This is a genomic window from Vibrio owensii, assembly GCF_002021755.1.
Lineage (GTDB): Bacteria > Pseudomonadota > Gammaproteobacteria > Enterobacterales > Vibrionaceae > Vibrio > Vibrio owensii.
Genome location: NZ_CP019959.1, coordinates 614,395 through 631,244 on the forward strand (window position 1 = coordinate 614,395; position 16,850 = coordinate 631,244).

Consider the following 16,850-nt stretch of genomic DNA (forward strand, 5'->3'; position numbering starts at 1 on the left):
GGTGCAGGCAAAGCTATGCGATGGCACTAAGCAGCTTGTTACGCATGATATTTTCTTGGATTTCTGAATCGTGCAAGTTACAGGTTGAGCACTTCTCTTTACCTTCAATTTTGTATTTCAGACAGCACGTTTCTCGTCTCACGTAGAGCTTTTGAAAGCCATTAAAGGTCACCTTTTTTACCGCGTTTAACTCACCGCCTTTTGGTGTTACCGCGTTAAATAGGTTTTGTTGCCACTTTGACGCTGCTTGCACGTCTAGCTCTAACCTGTCATTCGCCAATGGTTGATGCGCAAGTTTAGAAAACGCCAAATCAGCCGCATACAAGGCATTTCCCCAAAACACTTTCGGGCTGACTTTCTGCTTTTTGTACAACGGTACCAATGGCTCCGAGAGCGTTGTAATGACTTGCGCGAGTTTCTCATCTAAAGCCAGTTCTGACTCCACTTGCATCGCGTTTTCGTTGCCAGCCTCAAGAGCAAAGAAAGGCGTCGCATTCGACACCTCAATGCTTGCTACGCGATGGTCTTCACCAATCGTCAGATACAGATCATCGAGTATTAACTGCAACACGCGATCAAACAACACACGGTGACCGACCAGCGACGTCAGCAAAATCGCGTTGAACACTTTCTGCCAAATCGGCACGGCAAATGGCAATTTCGCCTCAATAGAATCTGCGTAATCTTGCACAACAGCAGGAAACTCACGCTCAAACCATTCACTGGCTTTAATGCCTTTCGGCTGTTCAACAAAGCGCAAGCGGAAGAAAGGTTCATGTTGATTCAAGATGGCTTGCTGCTCGGTGATACTCAGCGCTTTAACATTCTCAGGCAAAGCCACCAAAGTACGAAACTGATTAAACAGGTTTTCCATTAACGCACTTCCTCACGAACATAAGCTTTTGGTAAACAGTAAACGTAGCCATCAATGACTTCCATTTTTCCTTCCACTTTAAACACCGATTCAAGGGTCGATTCAGTGAGCACATCCAAAGGCGCTCCCTGTTTTAAGATCTGACCTTTTTTCATTAGTACCAGTTCATCACAGAACTGTGCAGCTTGGCTCAGCTCATGGAGAACATAAACGATGGTTAAGTTGCGTTCCTTGTTCAACTTATCGAGTACTTCGAGTAACTCGAGTTGGTGACCTAAATCGAGATAACTGGTTGGCTCATCCAGCAATAACCACTGCGCTTCTTGCGCCAAACACATCGCCAACCAAACGCGCTGACGCTCACCACCCGACAACGTACTCACTACACGCTTTTCGTAACCAGCCAATCCGACAGAGGCAAGCGATTCAGTAATCACTTCTTGGTCACGCTCACTGTTGCCCTGATACCACTTGCGATGAGCAACACGACCAAGCGCAACAAGCTGCTCGACCAAGACACCTTCTGGCGCCGTAGGATGTTGAGGCAGAATCGCAATGTGCTTAGCGAGATCTTTCAGCTTCCATTGGTTAAGCGCTTTGCCTTTAAAAGTCACGTCGCCTTTTTTCGCTTTTATCGCACCGGTTAAGGTCTTCATCAGCGTACTTTTACCGCACCCATTTGGGCCAATGAACGCCGTCACCTTACCTTCTTGAAGACGAATGTTCACATCGTTCAAGATCATCGTATCGTTGTAGCCTGAGGTGAGCGATTGCCCTTCAAGCCCTTTTGAAGATAGGGTCATTATGAGTGTTTCCTTAACAAGAAGAGGAAAAATGGCACACCAAGCAGTGCGGTAATCACGCCCGCTGGAATTTCGGTTGGGAACAGTAAGTTTTTGGCTAAAACATCTGAAAGAGCGAGGAAGCCAGCGCCAAAAATCAAAGTCGTGAACATGGTTCGCAAAGGATCATTCGCACTGAGCAAACGTGCAATGTGCGGAATCACCAATCCCACAAAACCAATCGGCCCAACTGCTGAGACGGCAGGTGCAGTAATAAATACCGTACCTAACAGAATCCCCAAACGCAGCAAAGCACCGTTGATACCAATACCACGCAAAATCGCGTCATCGTAACGTACCCATTTTAGTGGCAAATACACCAAAACAATGAACGCTAAACAGGCCAAGAACCAAGGCAGAAGATAACTTACTTGCTCCCAACCTCGGCCATACATACCACCCGCCATCCATTGTAATGCGATGTCGGTTTTACCCTGACCAATAGTGAAGATCAGCGCCGAACTCAACGCGCCAAGAATGGCCGTGATCGCCACACCTGTGAGTAGAGTGAGACTGGTATTTCCGATTCGGCTAACGATCAAAACAGGAATCGCGCTGAGCAAACCACCCGCCATTGAAAACAGCAGCAACGCGCTTTCTGTGGTGATATTCCAATTAAACCAAGCAGGTAGCAAAATCGCACAAACGGCACCAAGAGAAGCACCAGCGTTCACACCTAAAATACCGCTGTCTGCCAACGGGTTTTTTAGGGTGGTTTGCAGCAATAAGCCTGATACTGCCAGCATCATACCCACCATTGTCGCCAGCAAAAATCTTGGTAACGTTAGCGACCAAAATGGGTGGTAAGTACCATAAGTAATAAACAGCTCGCCTGCTTGTCTAAGCTCTGAGTTAGAGGCGATAAACAGTGCAGGAGCGAACACCAGCAATGCCAAGCAAGGGAATAAGAAACGCGTTTTCATTAATTCCCTCTCAGCTTACGAACAATCAACATAAGAAACCAAGGCGCACCTAAAGTCGCGGTAATGACGCCAATAGGAATTTCCAACGGCATAAGCAGGGTTCGAGAAAGGAGGTCCGCTGCGGTGACAAGTGCCGCACCAATCACAGCTGCACCGCCAAGCCCCAACCCCATCATGCGTGCGAGATGAGGGGCAACAAGGCCAACAAAACCAACAGGACCAAATGCACCAACCGCAACCGCAGTAAGCACGACAGAGACAAAACCAAACGCCAATCTATAACGGTTAATCGCGATACCTAGACCACGAGCAACGGTGTCATCCAGCAGTAAGTAACCACGCTGTCGATGTGTCACCGCAAGCAAGATAAACGCAGGAATGACGGTATAAACAAGCGGCGTAAACACGGACCAACTCGCGCCTGCGTTACTGCCCGTTAACCAGAAAAATAGTGACTCACTGTCTACGCGATCCGACAACAGAATGTAGGTCACCGCTGCTTGGCAAAACGCACTTACAGAAATGCCAGCTAACGCCAAACGCGCTGGTGTGACGCCCTGTTTCCAACTGATGGATAAGGTAATGGCACCGCCAAGCAAACCACCCACAATCCCCCAAAATAAAGTTGGCAATGGCAGCAAGAACATGGTCGCCGTTAACACGCTAAGCGCTGCGCCAGACATCACACCGGTCAGGTTTGGAGACGCTAACGGGTTGCGAACGATGTCTTGCATGAGCGAGCCGGATACCGCCAACGCCGCCCCACCAAAGAGTGCGATCAAGGTACGAGGTAAACGCAGTTCCCAAAACACTAAAGATGCTTGGCTGCTTGAATCAGAAATCAAAAACGCCATGATTTGCTGGGCATCAAAATGGTAAATGCCACTCGACAAAGACACATAAACCACAGCTAGTAACAAAGCCGTCGCCAAACTGCGAACCATCACCGCACTTGGTTTGGTTATCCTAAGAGCATGAGCCATTGATCACCTCATAAACTCGTTCAACAGAAGGCGCAGGGAAAAGATCGGGATACACTTTGTGGGCGATATCCATCGCGACCCAAATTCGTGAAAGTGGCCCTTCTGGCTCTCGCCATGTCATATCAACCAAGTAAACTCGATTGTTCTTCACCGCTTTTAGGCTTTGCCAAATTTTCGATTCGGTAAATTGTGGCTCGGCGTTCTGGTACATAAAAATCACATCGGGATCGAGTTTTACCAACCACTCAAGACCCACTTGCCCAGAAAAAGGCGTTTTCGTCGCGTACGGCGAGTCACCATTCGCACTTCGGATATTCAATTTTTCCATAAGAGCAACGGACATAAAGTGTGAGTAGTATGCTCGCGGAGTGACGCCTGCACTTGTCAGAAATAAACCAGAAAACCGTCTATTTCCGAGCTTTGATTGCATTTCATCAAGAAAAGTCTGAAAACACATATTTAGTGATTTCCCTTGCTCTTCTCGTCCCATTGCCATGCTTGCACGCTCTACCGCAGAAAAACTGTCTTCTAAAGTAATCAAATCAAAACCGAGAGGCGGTGCGATTTCGACGAAGCGTTGATAGTAAGGCTCTAACATTCGCCCCAAACCAACAACCAAATCTGGCTTCGCATCGTACAAAGCTTCAAAGCTGGTTCTTGAACGATTACCAAGACTTGGCACGTCATTTAAAGCAGAAAGATAAGGAGGAAACCCACCAGGATAATCGGATACACCAACAGGCTTCTCACCCATTGCTATTACTAGCTCTGCACCAAAAGTAGACACGCTTGCAACACGCGGAAAATGGGTCACATTCGACGTCGAAATAGTATGGTCTAGATCATCGACAACGGATGCGTTTAATCCACTTGCATAAGCAAGCTGAATAGACAGCATTTGGCTAATTATTGAAATGATAACGACTGCAGTAAAATTGCTCATTAAATGACAAATGATAATTATTGATATTTACATTACTTCTTTGCGTGCTAGACTACCACGCAATTACAAAGTGCTCAATAATCGCTAGCTAAATCGATTTATTAACAAGTTTATAAAAGACAACTTTTAGTTGCAGGAAGTTATGAAACTCAAACTATCTAAGCTAAATATTGCAGTGGTAAGTGCAATTACTCTTTCATCTTTCGGCGTTTCAGCAGAAAGTAACGACGAAGTCCAAGCAATGGAAACAATGGTCGTTACCGCAAGCCGTTCTCAACAGCTGCTTAACGACGTTCCTCGCTCTGTGACCGTTATCGATCAAGAACAACTTCAATCTCAGTTAAACCAAAGCCGCAGCATCAACGATGTGCTTTCAACGTTGGTTCCGGGTATGGGTACTTCTGTTCACGGTAACCTGAGCAGCAAAGGTCAAAACCAAATTCGTGGTCGTCGCGTTCTGTTATTGATTGACGGCGTTGCACAAAACAACAGCTTCCTAGACTTTGGCCAAGAGTTGTCGGCCATTGATCCACAAAACGTAGAGCGTATCGAAGTTATCCGTGGTGGTTCTGCGGTATACGGCCTTGGCGCACAGGGCGGTATCATCAATGTGATCACCAAAATGCCAGAAGAAGGCGCGGTAGAATACCGCACTAAAGTTGGCACAAGCTTCCAAGAGTTTGGTAGCGATGCGTTCACTTGGAACGTGTACCAAGAGGCAACAGGCGGTGATGAAAAAGATCAATGGCGTTTAGGTCTGGGTTACGAGCAACGTGGCGGCAGCCACGATGCTAACGGTGACCGCCTACCTTCGGTAAACAACGAAGATGACATGGACAACCTAAACGTAAACGGCGTTTGGAACCGTAACATCGACGAAGATCGTTCACTGACTTTGACTGTTGGCGTTCGTAACATTACTGACAACGACGGCTGGTGTGCAGCAAATGGCGATGCAGCTAACGGCAAACCTGCCGAAGCGGTTCACTGTGGCCCAGGTTACAACAACGGTGTTGCAGGCAAAGATGGCGCGAAACCAAATGACGTGACACGTACGTTCGCTAACTACCAAGCGCGTTACCAAGATCTGGGCTTTAGCTTAGGTATGCTAGACGTAACGGGTTACTGGATGACTCAGGACACTGAGACGTTCACGCTTGCGATGAAAGACAAGAACCCAAATTCTCCAACCTTTGGTCAAACGCTATACGGCCACAACGAGACAGATTTTGATCGTTTCGGCGTGAAAGCCAACATCTCTAGCCAAATTGATTGGGCATTCGTTACTTGGGGTATGGACCTTGAACAACAGTCGTTCAAACAGCCAAACAGCGTCGGTTTCTACAACAACACACCAGATGTAGAGCAATTTGCTATCGCACCATTCGCACAGTTCATCACTGACGTAAGCGACAACACGGTTCTTTCTTACGGTATCCGCTACGAGTACGTACGTCTAAGCGTGGATGATTTCACGGTAGGTAACACGCACAACAATGCAGGTGATCAAGTTCAAGGCGGTGATCCGTACTTTGACGAGTTCCTATTCAACATTGGTGTGACACACGATCTGACCGACAACCACCAGCTGTTTGCATCTTTCGCGCAAGGTATGTCAACGAACGAAGCGCTACGTGACATTCGTTCTGGTAACAGCTCTACAGTTGAAGGGGCTATCAAGCCAATTACTACAGACAACTACGAAGTGGGTGTACGCGGTTTCCTTGGTGAAGCGGACTACTCTCTTGCAGCGTTCTACAGCGAATCTGACCTAGGTTCGACACTGAACGTAAACGAAGCAGGCGATGCGCTAGAAAGTACTCGTGCACCAGAGAAAGTTTGGGGTGCGGAAGCAACGCTTGGTTACAGCATTCTTGCTAACCTTCGTACAGACAGCACAATCTCTTGGCAAGAAGGTGAGCGTAAACTTAATGAAGACAGCGGCTGGGAACCACTAGACGGCACGCGTATCGCACCATTGAAAGTAACGTCTGTTATCAGTTACGACGCTTACGAATTCGGTCGCTACAACATGACGCTGGTTTACTCAGGCAACCGTGATAAAGAAGATGAAATCACTTCTGGCGCGAAATACGCAGTAGACAGCTACTTCGTTGCAAACGCTGGTGTGGACTACGATCTTCCGTTCGGTACGTTAAGCTTCGCTGTTGAAAACCTATTCAACGAAGACTACATGACGGCGTACGCGCAATCAGAGCGTAACAACTCACGTTACTACAACGCACCGGGTCGCCGCTTCCACTTGAACTACGAAGTGAAGTACTAATCCCTCACCTCGTTAAGATATGAAAAAGCCGAACAGTGATACGCTGTTCGGCTTAATTATATGGTCCGCCCCACTCTCCAAGCCCTTAAGCCTCAGAATGAGGTGAACCATATGTCTTCTATTCACATTTTAGGTATCGACCTAGGCAAGCACTGTTTCCACGCTATCGCTCATAACCGTTCTGGTGCGGAAGTATTGCGTCGTAAGTTTAATCGAAACCAACTCCAACATTTTCTTTGTAAAATCGAACCAACAACCATTGCTTTCGAAGCTTGTGGCGGTGCTCATTGGCTCGCTCGTAAGTGTGGTGAATACGGCCATCAAGTTCGACTCATTCCTCCCCAGTACGTTAAGCCTTATGTCAAAGGCAACAAAAATGATTTCATAGATGCATCAGCAATTGCAGAAGCGGCTGGTCGACCAACAATGAGGTTTGTCGCGGTAAAAAGTGAAGAAGCCCAAGTCATTGCAGCGATTCATCGTGTCAGAGATGGCTATATCAAGGAGAGAACCGCGGCTATGTCTCGAATTGGGGCTATCTTGCTTGAGTTCGGCCTGAGTTTTCCAAAGGGGCATGCAAAGATGAAGTCTCTCTTCCAATGGTTAGCAGCACAAAAAATGGCACTGCCGGAGAGCTTGCTGTGTGAATTAGTGTCTATCCACGAACACTACAAATACCTTAATGAAAAGGTCAAAGCTCAAGACAGTAAGCTTCAAGTTATTGTTAATAATAATGAAAGTGCACAATTGCTGAAAACTATCCCTGGAGTTGGAGACCTTACCTCAACGTTGTGCGTTGCTGACGTAAGCTCCCCAAACAATTTCACCAATGGTCGGGAAATGGCAGCTTGGTTAGGGCTTGTACCGAGACAATTCTCTACGGGAGGAAAGACCAAGCTACTTGGCATAAGTAAACGAGGCAATAAACATCTCAGAACTCTGTTTATCCATGGAGCAAGAGCCGTTCTCTCAAGGCTAGAAACGACAGGGAAAGTGTTTGGTGAGTGGCTCATCAAACTTCGGGCGACGAAGCCATTTAATGTTGTGGTCGTAGCACTTGCCAACAAGCTAGCAAGAATAGCTTGGGCGGTGTTGTACCACCGCCAAGCTTTTAAGGTTGTATAGCTATAACCAAGTTTGCAACGCCAATGAAAATGATGACAAAAACGGTCAATCGACCAGATTAAGAACCTGACACAAAAAATAGCGTTAAATGCTTTTGGCTTTTTAAGGATAATCTGGCGCAGATATCATCGTGGAGCTGGGAAGCTAGTGCTCCCAACAAGGACTCCGAATACATTAGCGCAAACCAACTCCGTTATGACTTAATTGTAGTTGCAATAACGGGGCGGACCATACATTTTTGTTTTTGTCTCTGAACAAATCTCAGAAAAACTATTGATTTATTGATTCGGCAATCCGTTGAGAAACTCTTGGAAGCTCGGCGCTTGTACGCGGCTCAGTACCTTTCTCATGTCTTCAATCAAACTATCGTCAGACCAATCAACGCGAATATCAATCGGCGCTTGCGTGTAGCTTTCAATACGAAGCGAAGCAGAATACGTACCGCGCTTATCGCCACCCGCTTCCAATGCAGCTTCTAGTGCAGTAATGAGCACTTCCGCTAACCTTGCTTCGTAGTTATCACGATATTGAGGTTTGTCCCCTGCTCTCACTTGCTCAGCATTCAGCATTGTCTGAGCCATAAATGAATCCGCAAAAGCTTCAATAACCGCGTCACTTTCTAGCATGTTGCCTGCGACGGCGAGATCTTGAAAAACAAGAGAACCCACGTGCGCGATATTCTCTTCACCATTGATAAACGCCGCGTGGCCGTGTTTATCCATTACCATGCATTGGCGCTTAGCAAATTCAGCATCGCCCTCTTTCAAACGCTCAACCACATCATGGCAACAAAGCCCTTGAGATAACCATCGCTTGGCATTGTCGGCATACCAAGGGTTAGTAAACAAACCTTGGGTTGCACAGGCGCCAATCCCGCGCCAGCTGTGGTTTACGTAACCACCAACTGCAACGCCGCCAGTGGCTGTAATGGAAGCCGCTAACCCCGTTTCTGGGTTAACGTGTATAAGTGAAATCGTCATAGATTCTCAATATAAAAGACGTTAGTAACCAACCATTTGTCCAACAAACAAGGCTACCCAACATAGAACATAAACGAACGCCATGAATGGCATGATGGCTTTGAGCCACTGCTCGTAAGACACGCGGCCAAGTGCCAACATCGCTAACGTACCACCAGAAGTCGGTACGATAAGGTTGGTCAAACCGTCACCCACTTGGAATGCGGTGATCATCAGCTGACGGCTCATGCCAGTAAGGTCTGCCACAGGAATTAGGATTGGCATGGTCACCATTGCCTGACCAGAACCCGATGGTACGAATAGGTTGATCACACCTTGCACCACACTCGCAACAATCGCAGAGATAGCAATCGGCATATCTTGAATAAGTGAGCTTAGCGCGTTAACGATGGTATCGATGATTTGCGCTTGGTCGAGGATGATTTGAATCGATGCAGCAACACCAATCACCAATGCACCTGCGGTTACGCCCGATGCACCTTCCATCATTTGCTTCACAATGCCATTAGCGCTTAAACCGTTGACTGCGCCGATCACAATCGCCATCAATAAGAACAAGCCTGCGATCTCGTTGATGTACCAACCATTGGCAAAAACACCGTAAAGCATCACACCAAGACCAGCTAGGAATACGCCCAGCGTCAGTTTGTCTTTCTTCTCTAGATGGTATTCCGATAGATCTTTGCTTAAGCCTTCTGCTGAATCTGGCTCTTTAAACTCCATCTTCGCTACGCGAGTACAGATGTAGTAAGACAACAATGCAAGAGAGGAAATCACCATCGCCGCACGCAGCCAAGCGCCCGAGAAAGTTGGCAGCTCTGCAATACCTTGAGCCACACCGACGGTATAAGGGTTGATTGGTGACAGTGCAAAGCCAACACCGATACCGCCCACCGCCATTACCGTACCGACTAGGCTGGAGTAGCCAACCGCTGCAGAGATCAGTACTGCAACCGGAACAAGTGCGATGTTGTTCTCAAAGCCTACCGCCACGCCAAAGAAACCGTAGATAAAGGTGCCGATGGTGATGATCAAATTACGGTTCTTCACACCCGCTTTGTTTACCGCCACACCAATTGCGTTCTCTAATGCACCGGTGCGTTGCAAGATGTGGAACAAACCACCAGCAATAAATACGATGAACAAGTAAGGCGCCGCACTGATCAAACCTTTCGGAATCGCGACAAAAATATCAAAGAAATGCACCGCTGGAACGTCATTCAGATAGGCAAATGAGTTCGGAACAACCGTGGTTCGGCCATCGACAACAACGCGTGAGAATTCCCCCGCAGGCACAACAAAGGTCAGTAGGTAAGTCGCCACTAAAATCATAAAGATCAGGACCATCGGGTCCGGCATGCTTTTGTACCAAGCCTTTTTCTCTGTCGTCTCCATCTTCTTTGTCATATCCATAACAAAATCTCTCCTTAGTATAGGAATGAAAGCTCACTCGTTTGAGCAATCACGTTTGCAAGCAAAAACCAACGCTTGGTTTTAAAAGTAAAAAAGAGGATGAATCCCCACCCTCTCTTGTTTTATTCGCGTGTTATTGATGCTTCATCAGCATGCAGAAATGGTTCAGCACTTCGACTGCAGCCATCAGATCTTTTTGTAGAATAGCTTCATCTGGATGGTGGCTAACCCCATCCGTGCAACGCATAAACAGCATCGCAATGTCCGTTAATTCACACACCGCAAGACCATCATGCCCTGCCCCACTAAATAGGTGCTTAGCTTCAATGTTGGATAGCGAGATCGCCTGAGTGAGTGCCGAGGAAAGCGAATCAGAGCAAGTAACCGCCGCTTGCTCGTAAGTTTGCTCGTGGCGATACGCAAGATTGTACTGCGTCATTAAGGTTTCGATGTTTGCCAGCATTTCTTGTCGTGCTGCAATACGCGAAGCATCATTTGGTGAGCGCAGCTCAATAGTGATGTCCGTTTGCTGAGGAATCACATTCACACCGTTCGGGAAGTTGGCAATTTTGCCCACTACACCCACAAGGTCGTCTTCACGCTTACACAGTTGGTCAAACATATGGATGACCTGCGCAGCCCCAACTAGCGCATCTTGGCGCATGTCCATTGGCACTGTACCCGCGTGACCAGCTTTACCTAAAACCGACAAAGTATGGCGCTCAATACCGGTGATGGCCGTAACCACACCCACAGGCAAGTTCGCTTGCTCAAGTTGCGGGCCTTGTTCAATGTGAAGTTCCACAAAACCCAACACCTTTTCTTTGTCGTAAGCATCATGCGCAATAAGCTCTGGATGACAACCGAATGAAGTCAGAGCTTCACGCATCGTAATACCGTAAGCATCGCGTGCATCCAAAACGCTCGGGTCAAACGTTCCGGCAATGGCTTTTGAACCAAGTAATGTCGATTGGAATCGTGTGCCTTCTTCATCACTGAAGGCAATCACATCGATATGGAAAGGAAATTCGAATTTATGCTGATGGAAATAATGAACCAAAGCGATAGGTAGGATGACACCTAAAATACCATCGTACTTGCCGCCATTTGGCACGGTATCTTGGTGAGAACCAAAGATCAGCGTCTGCGCATTTGGGTTCGGGCTGTGGTAACGACCAATAAGGTTAGCCGCGTTATCCATGCGCACTTCCATGCCAGACAACAACATCCACTCGCGTAGCTTTTCATTTGCTCTCGCGTGCTCTTCACTGGCACACAAACGCGTCACGCCTTCGCTATCTGGGTCATTGGTTTGGCTGCATTGAGCAATATCTTCCAACCATTCCCACGCTAGACTGGCCGTTTCTACAAATTTTTCCATCTTGAATCGCTCTATTTCTAACCATGTTCATTTTTAATTTATCATGATAAATATCAAATGAAAGACATTTATCATGATAAATAGGCTTTTTTGTGAATGCGATTCGATCGATAATCGGACGGTTTCATAACTAAAACCGTGTTCGTTTTTCAGAAAATGAAAGACAGAAAACAGGTGACATCCTTTGAATTTCCTTCAAAATTCAATAGATACCGCGAGATAACCCAGCGAGGAAAATGTGGCAAGCAGCGCGAAAGGACGTAGAACTCAACAACTGGCCGAATCGATCAAAACTTGGATCGTCGATCAAGCTTTGCAGCCCGGCGATCGTCTGCCGAGTGAAATCGAAGTCATGGAAACCTTTGACGCTTCCAAAAGCACAGTGCGAGAAAGCATGCGAATCCTTGAAGCACAAGGCATTCTCTCGACCAAGACGGGGCCAAAAGGCGGTGTGTTTGTTAGCGAAATGAGCGAGAACAAAGCTCAGGCACTGCTAAGCAACTACCTGTTCTTCAAAGATGTTTCGATTTCTGACCTGTACCAAATCCGCTTGTCACTTGAACCAGAAATCGCTGCTTCATTGGCAGGCACATTAACGGAGGCACAGCTTGTCACGCTCGATCAGCAAATCGATAAGTACCAAACGCCACCAGAAGACGTGTATCAAGAACGCGAACACCACATTGCATCGATTGAGTTTCACAGCCTATTAGCGAGTTACTCTGGTAATGAGCTGCTGAAGTTTGTGGTTCGCTTTACTGCGCAGATGCTTACCGAGCTAACGATTTACCGTAAACTGTATGAACCGGGGAACCACAAACTGTGGCAAACGGGCGTGCAAAGCCAACGTGCACTGGTGGAAGCATTGCGTAAAGGTGACGCTTCAAAAGCCAAACAAGTGATGGAACAACACATGCTGACCGCGCATCAATTGATGAAGAAACAAGAAGCTGAAGTGGCGAACCGTTTCCTCACAGAAAGCTAATTGGTTCGCCATCGTTTGAAATGCAGAATTAAGCGTGATTGGCTAAGGTCATTTTACGCACCAAACGGAAGAATTCGTCAGATTCCTCTTCCGTCAAACAAGAGAAGAAATCTTGCTTGAGGTTGGTCATGATGCGGTGCACTTTACGTACCGCTTCTACACCCTCTTTGGTGAGTGTCAGAATCTTTAATCTCTGATTGGTTTCGCTCTTGGAAACTTTAACAAAACCTCGTTTCTCTAAGTTATCCACCATGCGTTTTGCGACGCTTCGCTCCGTTAGAACCGCATCCGCCAATTCTTGCTGACTCATCGGTTGAAACTCTTCTAACGCCGCCAAGGCACTCGCCATTTCCAACGTCATTAAATCCTGACGCGATAGCTCGGCTTGGGCACGATTGCGGAAGGTTCGGTTCATCACGCTGCACACAAACATCGGGCTTTGATCCAACACGGATATCGGAGAAATCTTCTGATCTTTCATACTTGCCTATTCTACTTTCGGCTTTGTTTTCATATGGATAGTACTGCGTTTACAAGAGATTCCCGACTGCGCTCATTCGTCGCTTTCGGGAATGACGCGTTGTTGAGCTAAATGCACAATTCAATATTCAGAGCATTCCAATGAGCCTCAGAGCCCGCACGTCTGTCATCCTCAAGAGCGAGGGACGAGCGAGTTGGGGATCTCTTTCAACACTCAAATCTCGGTCATTCCGACGAGCCTAGGCGAGATCAGGAATCTAACTGCCACACGCTCTCAATCAATATTTCACATCAAGTTACAGCACTCGGTGAGCAGATTCTGAATCATGCTCGTCCCTCGCTGTTCAGAATGACGTAAAAATTAAACCTCAAACCCAAACTATCCAATTGAATCCAAAAATAAAGGACGCCGAAGCGCCCTTTTCTTGTACTTATTAGCAATAGTATAACTTAGTCTTTAGCGCTAAGTCCTACTCTTGGCTTGCCGTTGGCTGTGAAGTAGATTCCACTTGCTCTTTTTGTGCTTCTTTTCTTGCACGGCGGTCGAACAAACGCTCAACCACAACGAAGAACACAGGCACGAAGAAGATACCAAGCAAGGTCGCACTTACCATACCACCAAGTACGCCCGTACCTACCGCATTCTGACCTGCAGAGCCTACACCCGCACTGATGGCTAGTGGCACTACACCAAGACCAAACGCAAGCGAGGTCATGATGATAGGACGAAGACGAACACGCACCGCGTGCAACGTTGCTTCGATCAAGCCTGCGCCTTTCTCATAGTATTCCTTCGCAAATTCGACGATAAGGATCGCGTTCTTCGTTGCCAGACCAACAGTGGTCAACAAGCTAACTTGGAAGAATACGTCGTTATCCATACCGCGAGTCATAACCGCAAGTACCGCACCTAACACACCTAGAGGCACAACAAGTACAACCGCGAATGGTACTGACCAGCTCTCATAAAGTGCAGCTAGTACAAGGAAGACAACCAGAATCGACAGTGCGTAAAGCATTGGTGCTTGGTTACCAGACAGACGTTCCTCGTAAGAAATACCGTTCCAGTTCACCGTAAAGCCAGGAGGCAGTTTTTCTACCATGGCTTCGATTTCTGCCATCGCTTCACCAGTACTTACGCCCGGAGCCGCGCCACCTTGGATATTCATCGCAGGTAGACCGTTAAAGCGTTGCAATAGCGGAGAACCGTAAGTCCATTCACCTGTTGCGAATGCCGAGAATGGCACCATTTCACCCTGTGAGTTACGCACATACCATGAGTCGAAGTCTTTCGGCTGCATGCGGTGTTCAGCATCACTTTGCACCATTACCTTCTTCACGCGTCCGCGGTCGATGTAATCGTTGATGTACGCCCCACCCCATGCCGAAGCTAGGATTTGGTTTACATCATTAATGCTCACATCAAGCGCACGCAATTTTACGTGGTCGATATGAACTTGGTACATCGGCGCATCTGCCTGACCGTTTGGACGCACGCCAACTAGTTTCGGGTTTTGTGCTGCCATACCTAGGATTTGGTATTGAGCCGCTACAAGCGCTTCGTGACCATTGCCCGTTGAGTCTTGTAGGTAGAAGTCGAAACCAGTCGCGTTACCCAACTCTTGAATCGCTGGTGGTGCAAACGCAAACACCATTGCTTCTTTAATCGTTGAGAAGTAACCCATCGCACGACCTGTCAGCGAAGCCGCATCTGAACCCGGAGCTTCACGTTCTGACCAATCTTTCAGACCGATAAACGCCATACCCATGTTCTGACCTTGACCCGCGAAGCTGAAGCCCGCTACAGAGAACACTGACGCAACGTTGTCTTTCTCTTCTTCTAGGAAGTAGTTACGGACTTTTTCTAGTGTCTTTTCAGTCTGCTCTTGAGTCGAGTTCGGTGGCAAGATGGCCATGGAGAACACGGTACCTTGGTCTTCATCCGGTAGGAACGACGTCGGTAGGTTCATGAACAACCAACCTGCGCCCGCACTCATTGCCGCGAACACCAATAGCATGCGACCAGTGCGCTTCAGCATTTTCGCTACGCCCGCTTCGTAACCCGCTGTTGCCGCATCAAACTTACGGTTGAACCAGCCGAAGAAGCCTTTCTTATCCGAAAATTCCGCATCGCCTTTCTTCAGCAAGCTCGCACAAAGTGCCGGAGTAAGAATGATCGCCACCAATACCGAGAGCGTCATCGCCGCTACGATGGTGATAGAGAACTGACGGTAGATAACACCGGTTGAGCCAGACATGAACGCCATCGGTACGAATACCGCAGACAGCGTCAAACCAACCCCCACTAGTGCGCCAGTGATCTGCCCCATCGACTTCTTCGTCGCTTCTTTTGGATCGAGACCGTCTTCGTGCATTACACGTTCCACGTTCTCTACCACAACGATCGCATCGTCCACCAGTAAGCCGATTGCCAAAACCATCGCAAACATAGTTAAGGTGTTAACACTAAAGCCGGTCGCGTAAAGGATCGCAAACGTACCCAGCAATACCACCGGAACCGCAATCGTTGGGATGATCGTCGCACGGAAGTTCTGCAAGAACAGGTACATGATCAAGAATACCAACACGATCGCTTCAAGCAGTGTCTTGATTACTTCTTTAATCGACGCATCAACGAATGGCGTTGTTTCAAACGGGTAAGCGATCTTCAAACCATCTGGGAAAGTCGCACTTAACTGACCAAGGCGTTCTTTTACTGCTTCTGCTGTTTCTAGCGCGTTCGCACCAGTACCGAGAGAGATACCAAGACCTGCCGCTGGGAAGCCGTTGTACTGACCTTTGATATCGTAGCTTTCTGCGCCGCGCTCAACACGCGCCACGTCTTTCAGGTAAACGTTCGAACCGTTCGCTTCTGATTTCAGAATGATGTTTCTGAATTCAGCTACGCTGGTTAAACGACTTGCCGAAGAAATCGTCGCGTTAAGCAACTGACCAGACTGAGCAGGTGCTGCGCCTAACTGACCAGAAGAAACCTGTGCGTTTTGTTCACGAATCGCGTTCGCAACGTCGATTGCCGTTAGGTTGAACTGAGTCAGTTTGAATGGGTCTAGCCAAACGCGCATTGCGTATTGAGAACCAAACGCTTGCACTTGACCTACACCCGTTACACGGCTGATCGGATCTTGAATATTGGTAACAACAAAGTCGCCAATGTCGTTTTCTGTGAATTCAGGGTCTTCAGAGTAAACCGCCACAACCATCAAAAATGAGGTGTTGGATTTGTTTACGATGATACCTTGGCTTTGTACTTCCATCGGAAGTGACGTCATCGCCAATTGCAGCTTGTTCTGCACCTGAACTTGCGCGATATCTGGATCCGCTTCGCTATCAAACGTCAGCGTAATGGTCGCGTTACCAAACGCATCACTGCTTGAGTTTAGGTAGCGTAGGTAGTCCAGACCTGTCATGTTTTGCTCGATAACCTGAGTCACTGAGTCCTCTACGGTTTTCGCAGAAGCACCAGGGTAACGGGCATTGATTGAGATCGTGGTCGGTGAAATCGTCGGGTATTGAGAAACCGGCAAGTTGAACAGGGACATTACGCCCGCCAACATGGTCAGAATCGCAAGTACCCAAGCAAATACCGGACGATCGATAAAGAATCGTGCCATGA

13 protein-coding genes are annotated in these 16,850 nt (G+C 47.7%); 3 read left to right on the forward strand and 10 right to left on the reverse strand.

The features are described 5' to 3' along the window. Nucleotides 1-13: 13 nt before the first annotated feature. Genes A9237_RS02660 through A9237_RS02680 form a run of 5 tightly spaced genes read right to left on the reverse strand, consistent with a single transcriptional unit; the run spans nucleotide 14 to nucleotide 4,565 of the window. A complete protein-coding gene (locus tag A9237_RS02660) occupies nucleotides 14-874 on the reverse strand; it encodes a (2Fe-2S)-binding protein (protein WP_078607605.1) in 861 nt (286 codons plus the stop codon). Continuing rightward, nucleotides 874-1,677, reverse strand: coding sequence for an ABC transporter ATP-binding protein (locus A9237_RS02665; RefSeq protein ID WP_009705685.1), 804 nt, complete (start codon nucleotides 1,675-1,677; stop codon nucleotides 874-876). Before A9237_RS02665 ends, A9237_RS02660 begins: the two co-directional genes overlap by 1 nt. Next, the gene (locus A9237_RS02670) at nucleotides 1,677-2,639 is read right to left on the reverse strand and encodes a FecCD family ABC transporter permease (protein ID WP_078607606.1); all 963 of its coding nucleotides are present in this window, start codon (nucleotides 2,637-2,639) and stop codon (nucleotides 1,677-1,679) included. The genes A9237_RS02665 and A9237_RS02670 overlap by 1 nt, the downstream gene beginning before the upstream one ends. After that, nucleotides 2,639-3,622, reverse strand: coding sequence for a FecCD family ABC transporter permease (locus A9237_RS02675; RefSeq protein ID WP_078607607.1), 984 nt, complete (start codon nucleotides 3,620-3,622; stop codon nucleotides 2,639-2,641). Before A9237_RS02675 ends, A9237_RS02670 begins: the two co-directional genes overlap by 1 nt. Then, nucleotides 3,606-4,565 carry an ABC transporter substrate-binding protein gene (locus tag A9237_RS02680; protein WP_078607608.1) on the reverse strand — a complete coding sequence of 320 codons (960 nt, stop codon included), beginning with the start codon at nucleotides 4,563-4,565 and terminating at the stop codon, nucleotides 3,606-3,608. Before A9237_RS02680 ends, A9237_RS02675 begins: the two co-directional genes overlap by 17 nt. Nucleotides 4,566-4,707: 142 nt before the next feature. On the opposite strand from A9237_RS02680, the gene A9237_RS02685 reads away from it, so the two are divergent. Next, nucleotides 4,708-6,852, forward strand: coding sequence for a TonB-dependent receptor (locus tag A9237_RS02685; protein WP_078607609.1), 2,145 nt, complete (start codon nucleotides 4,708-4,710; stop codon nucleotides 6,850-6,852). Nucleotides 6,853-6,963: 111 nt separating this feature from the next. Beyond that, complete coding sequence (locus A9237_RS02690; RefSeq protein ID WP_078607610.1) at nucleotides 6,964-7,977, forward strand: IS110 family RNA-guided transposase; 1,014 nt, start codon at nucleotides 6,964-6,966, stop codon at nucleotides 7,975-7,977. 278 nt (nucleotides 7,978-8,255) lie between these two features. Here the strand turns inward: A9237_RS02690 and A9237_RS02695 are convergent, their stop codons facing one another. The 3 genes from A9237_RS02695 to A9237_RS02705 all read right to left on the reverse strand — a co-directional run bounded on the left by A9237_RS02695 (nucleotide 8,256) and on the right by A9237_RS02705 (nucleotide 11,751). Further along, complete coding sequence (locus tag A9237_RS02695; protein WP_078607611.1) at nucleotides 8,256-8,957, reverse strand: DUF1028 domain-containing protein; 702 nt, start codon at nucleotides 8,955-8,957, stop codon at nucleotides 8,256-8,258. A gap of 21 nt (nucleotides 8,958-8,978) precedes the next feature. Beyond that, complete coding sequence (locus A9237_RS02700) at nucleotides 8,979-10,370, reverse strand: YfcC family protein (RefSeq protein WP_005437061.1); 1,392 nt, start codon at nucleotides 10,368-10,370, stop codon at nucleotides 8,979-8,981. Between the two features lie 133 nt (nucleotides 10,371-10,503). After that, entirely contained in the window at nucleotides 10,504-11,751 is a 1,248-nt protein-coding gene (locus tag A9237_RS02705; RefSeq protein ID WP_078607612.1) for a M20 family metallo-hydrolase, read from the reverse strand. Nucleotides 11,752-11,989: 238 nt separating this feature from the next. Here A9237_RS02705 and A9237_RS02710 point away from each other — a divergent pair, with 238 nt between their 5' ends. After that, the gene (locus tag A9237_RS02710; protein WP_005437056.1) at nucleotides 11,990-12,736 is read left to right on the forward strand and encodes a FadR/GntR family transcriptional regulator; all 747 of its coding nucleotides are present in this window, start codon (nucleotides 11,990-11,992) and stop codon (nucleotides 12,734-12,736) included. A gap of 28 nt (nucleotides 12,737-12,764) precedes the next feature. On the opposite strand, the gene A9237_RS02715 is transcribed toward A9237_RS02710, so the two are convergent. Both A9237_RS02715 and A9237_RS02720 read right to left on the reverse strand, forming a co-directional pair. Next, a complete protein-coding gene (locus A9237_RS02715) occupies nucleotides 12,765-13,217 on the reverse strand; it encodes a MarR family winged helix-turn-helix transcriptional regulator (protein ID WP_005437051.1) in 453 nt (150 codons plus the stop codon). 469 nt (nucleotides 13,218-13,686) lie between these two features. Beyond that, on the reverse strand, nucleotides 13,687-16,848 hold the full coding sequence (locus A9237_RS02720; protein WP_009707045.1) for an efflux RND transporter permease subunit: 3,162 nt from the start codon (nucleotides 16,846-16,848) through the stop codon (nucleotides 13,687-13,689). Nucleotides 16,849-16,850 lie beyond the last annotated feature (2 nt).

Coding starts and splice junctions, on each gene's coding strand:
- A9237_RS02660 (WP_078607605.1), bottom strand. CDS start 874: ATGGAAAACCTGTTTAATCAGTTTCGTACTTTGGTGGCTTTGCCTGAG.
- A9237_RS02665 (WP_009705685.1), bottom strand. CDS start 1,677: ATGACCCTATCTTCAAAAGGGCTTGAAGGGCAATCGCTCACCTCAGGC.
- A9237_RS02670 (WP_078607606.1), bottom strand. CDS start 2,639: ATGAAAACGCGTTTCTTATTCCCTTGCTTGGCATTGCTGGTGTTCGCT.
- A9237_RS02675 (WP_078607607.1), bottom strand. CDS start 3,622: ATGGCTCATGCTCTTAGGATAACCAAACCAAGTGCGGTGATGGTTCGC.
- A9237_RS02680 (WP_078607608.1), bottom strand. CDS start 4,565: ATGAGCAATTTTACTGCAGTCGTTATCATTTCAATAATTAGCCAAATG.
- A9237_RS02685 (WP_078607609.1), top strand. CDS start 4,708: ATGAAACTCAAACTATCTAAGCTAAATATTGCAGTGGTAAGTGCAATT.
- A9237_RS02690 (WP_078607610.1), top strand. CDS start 6,964: ATGTCTTCTATTCACATTTTAGGTATCGACCTAGGCAAGCACTGTTTC.
- A9237_RS02695 (WP_078607611.1), bottom strand. CDS start 8,957: ATGACGATTTCACTTATACACGTTAACCCAGAAACGGGGTTAGCGGCT.
- A9237_RS02700 (WP_005437061.1), bottom strand. CDS start 10,370: ATGGATATGACAAAGAAGATGGAGACGACAGAGAAAAAGGCTTGGTAC.
- A9237_RS02705 (WP_078607612.1), bottom strand. CDS start 11,751: ATGGAAAAATTTGTAGAAACGGCCAGTCTAGCGTGGGAATGGTTGGAA.
- A9237_RS02715 (WP_005437051.1), bottom strand. CDS start 13,217: ATGAAAGATCAGAAGATTTCTCCGATATCCGTGTTGGATCAAAGCCCG.
- A9237_RS02720 (WP_009707045.1), bottom strand. CDS start 16,848: ATGGCACGATTCTTTATCGATCGTCCGGTATTTGCTTGGGTACTTGCG.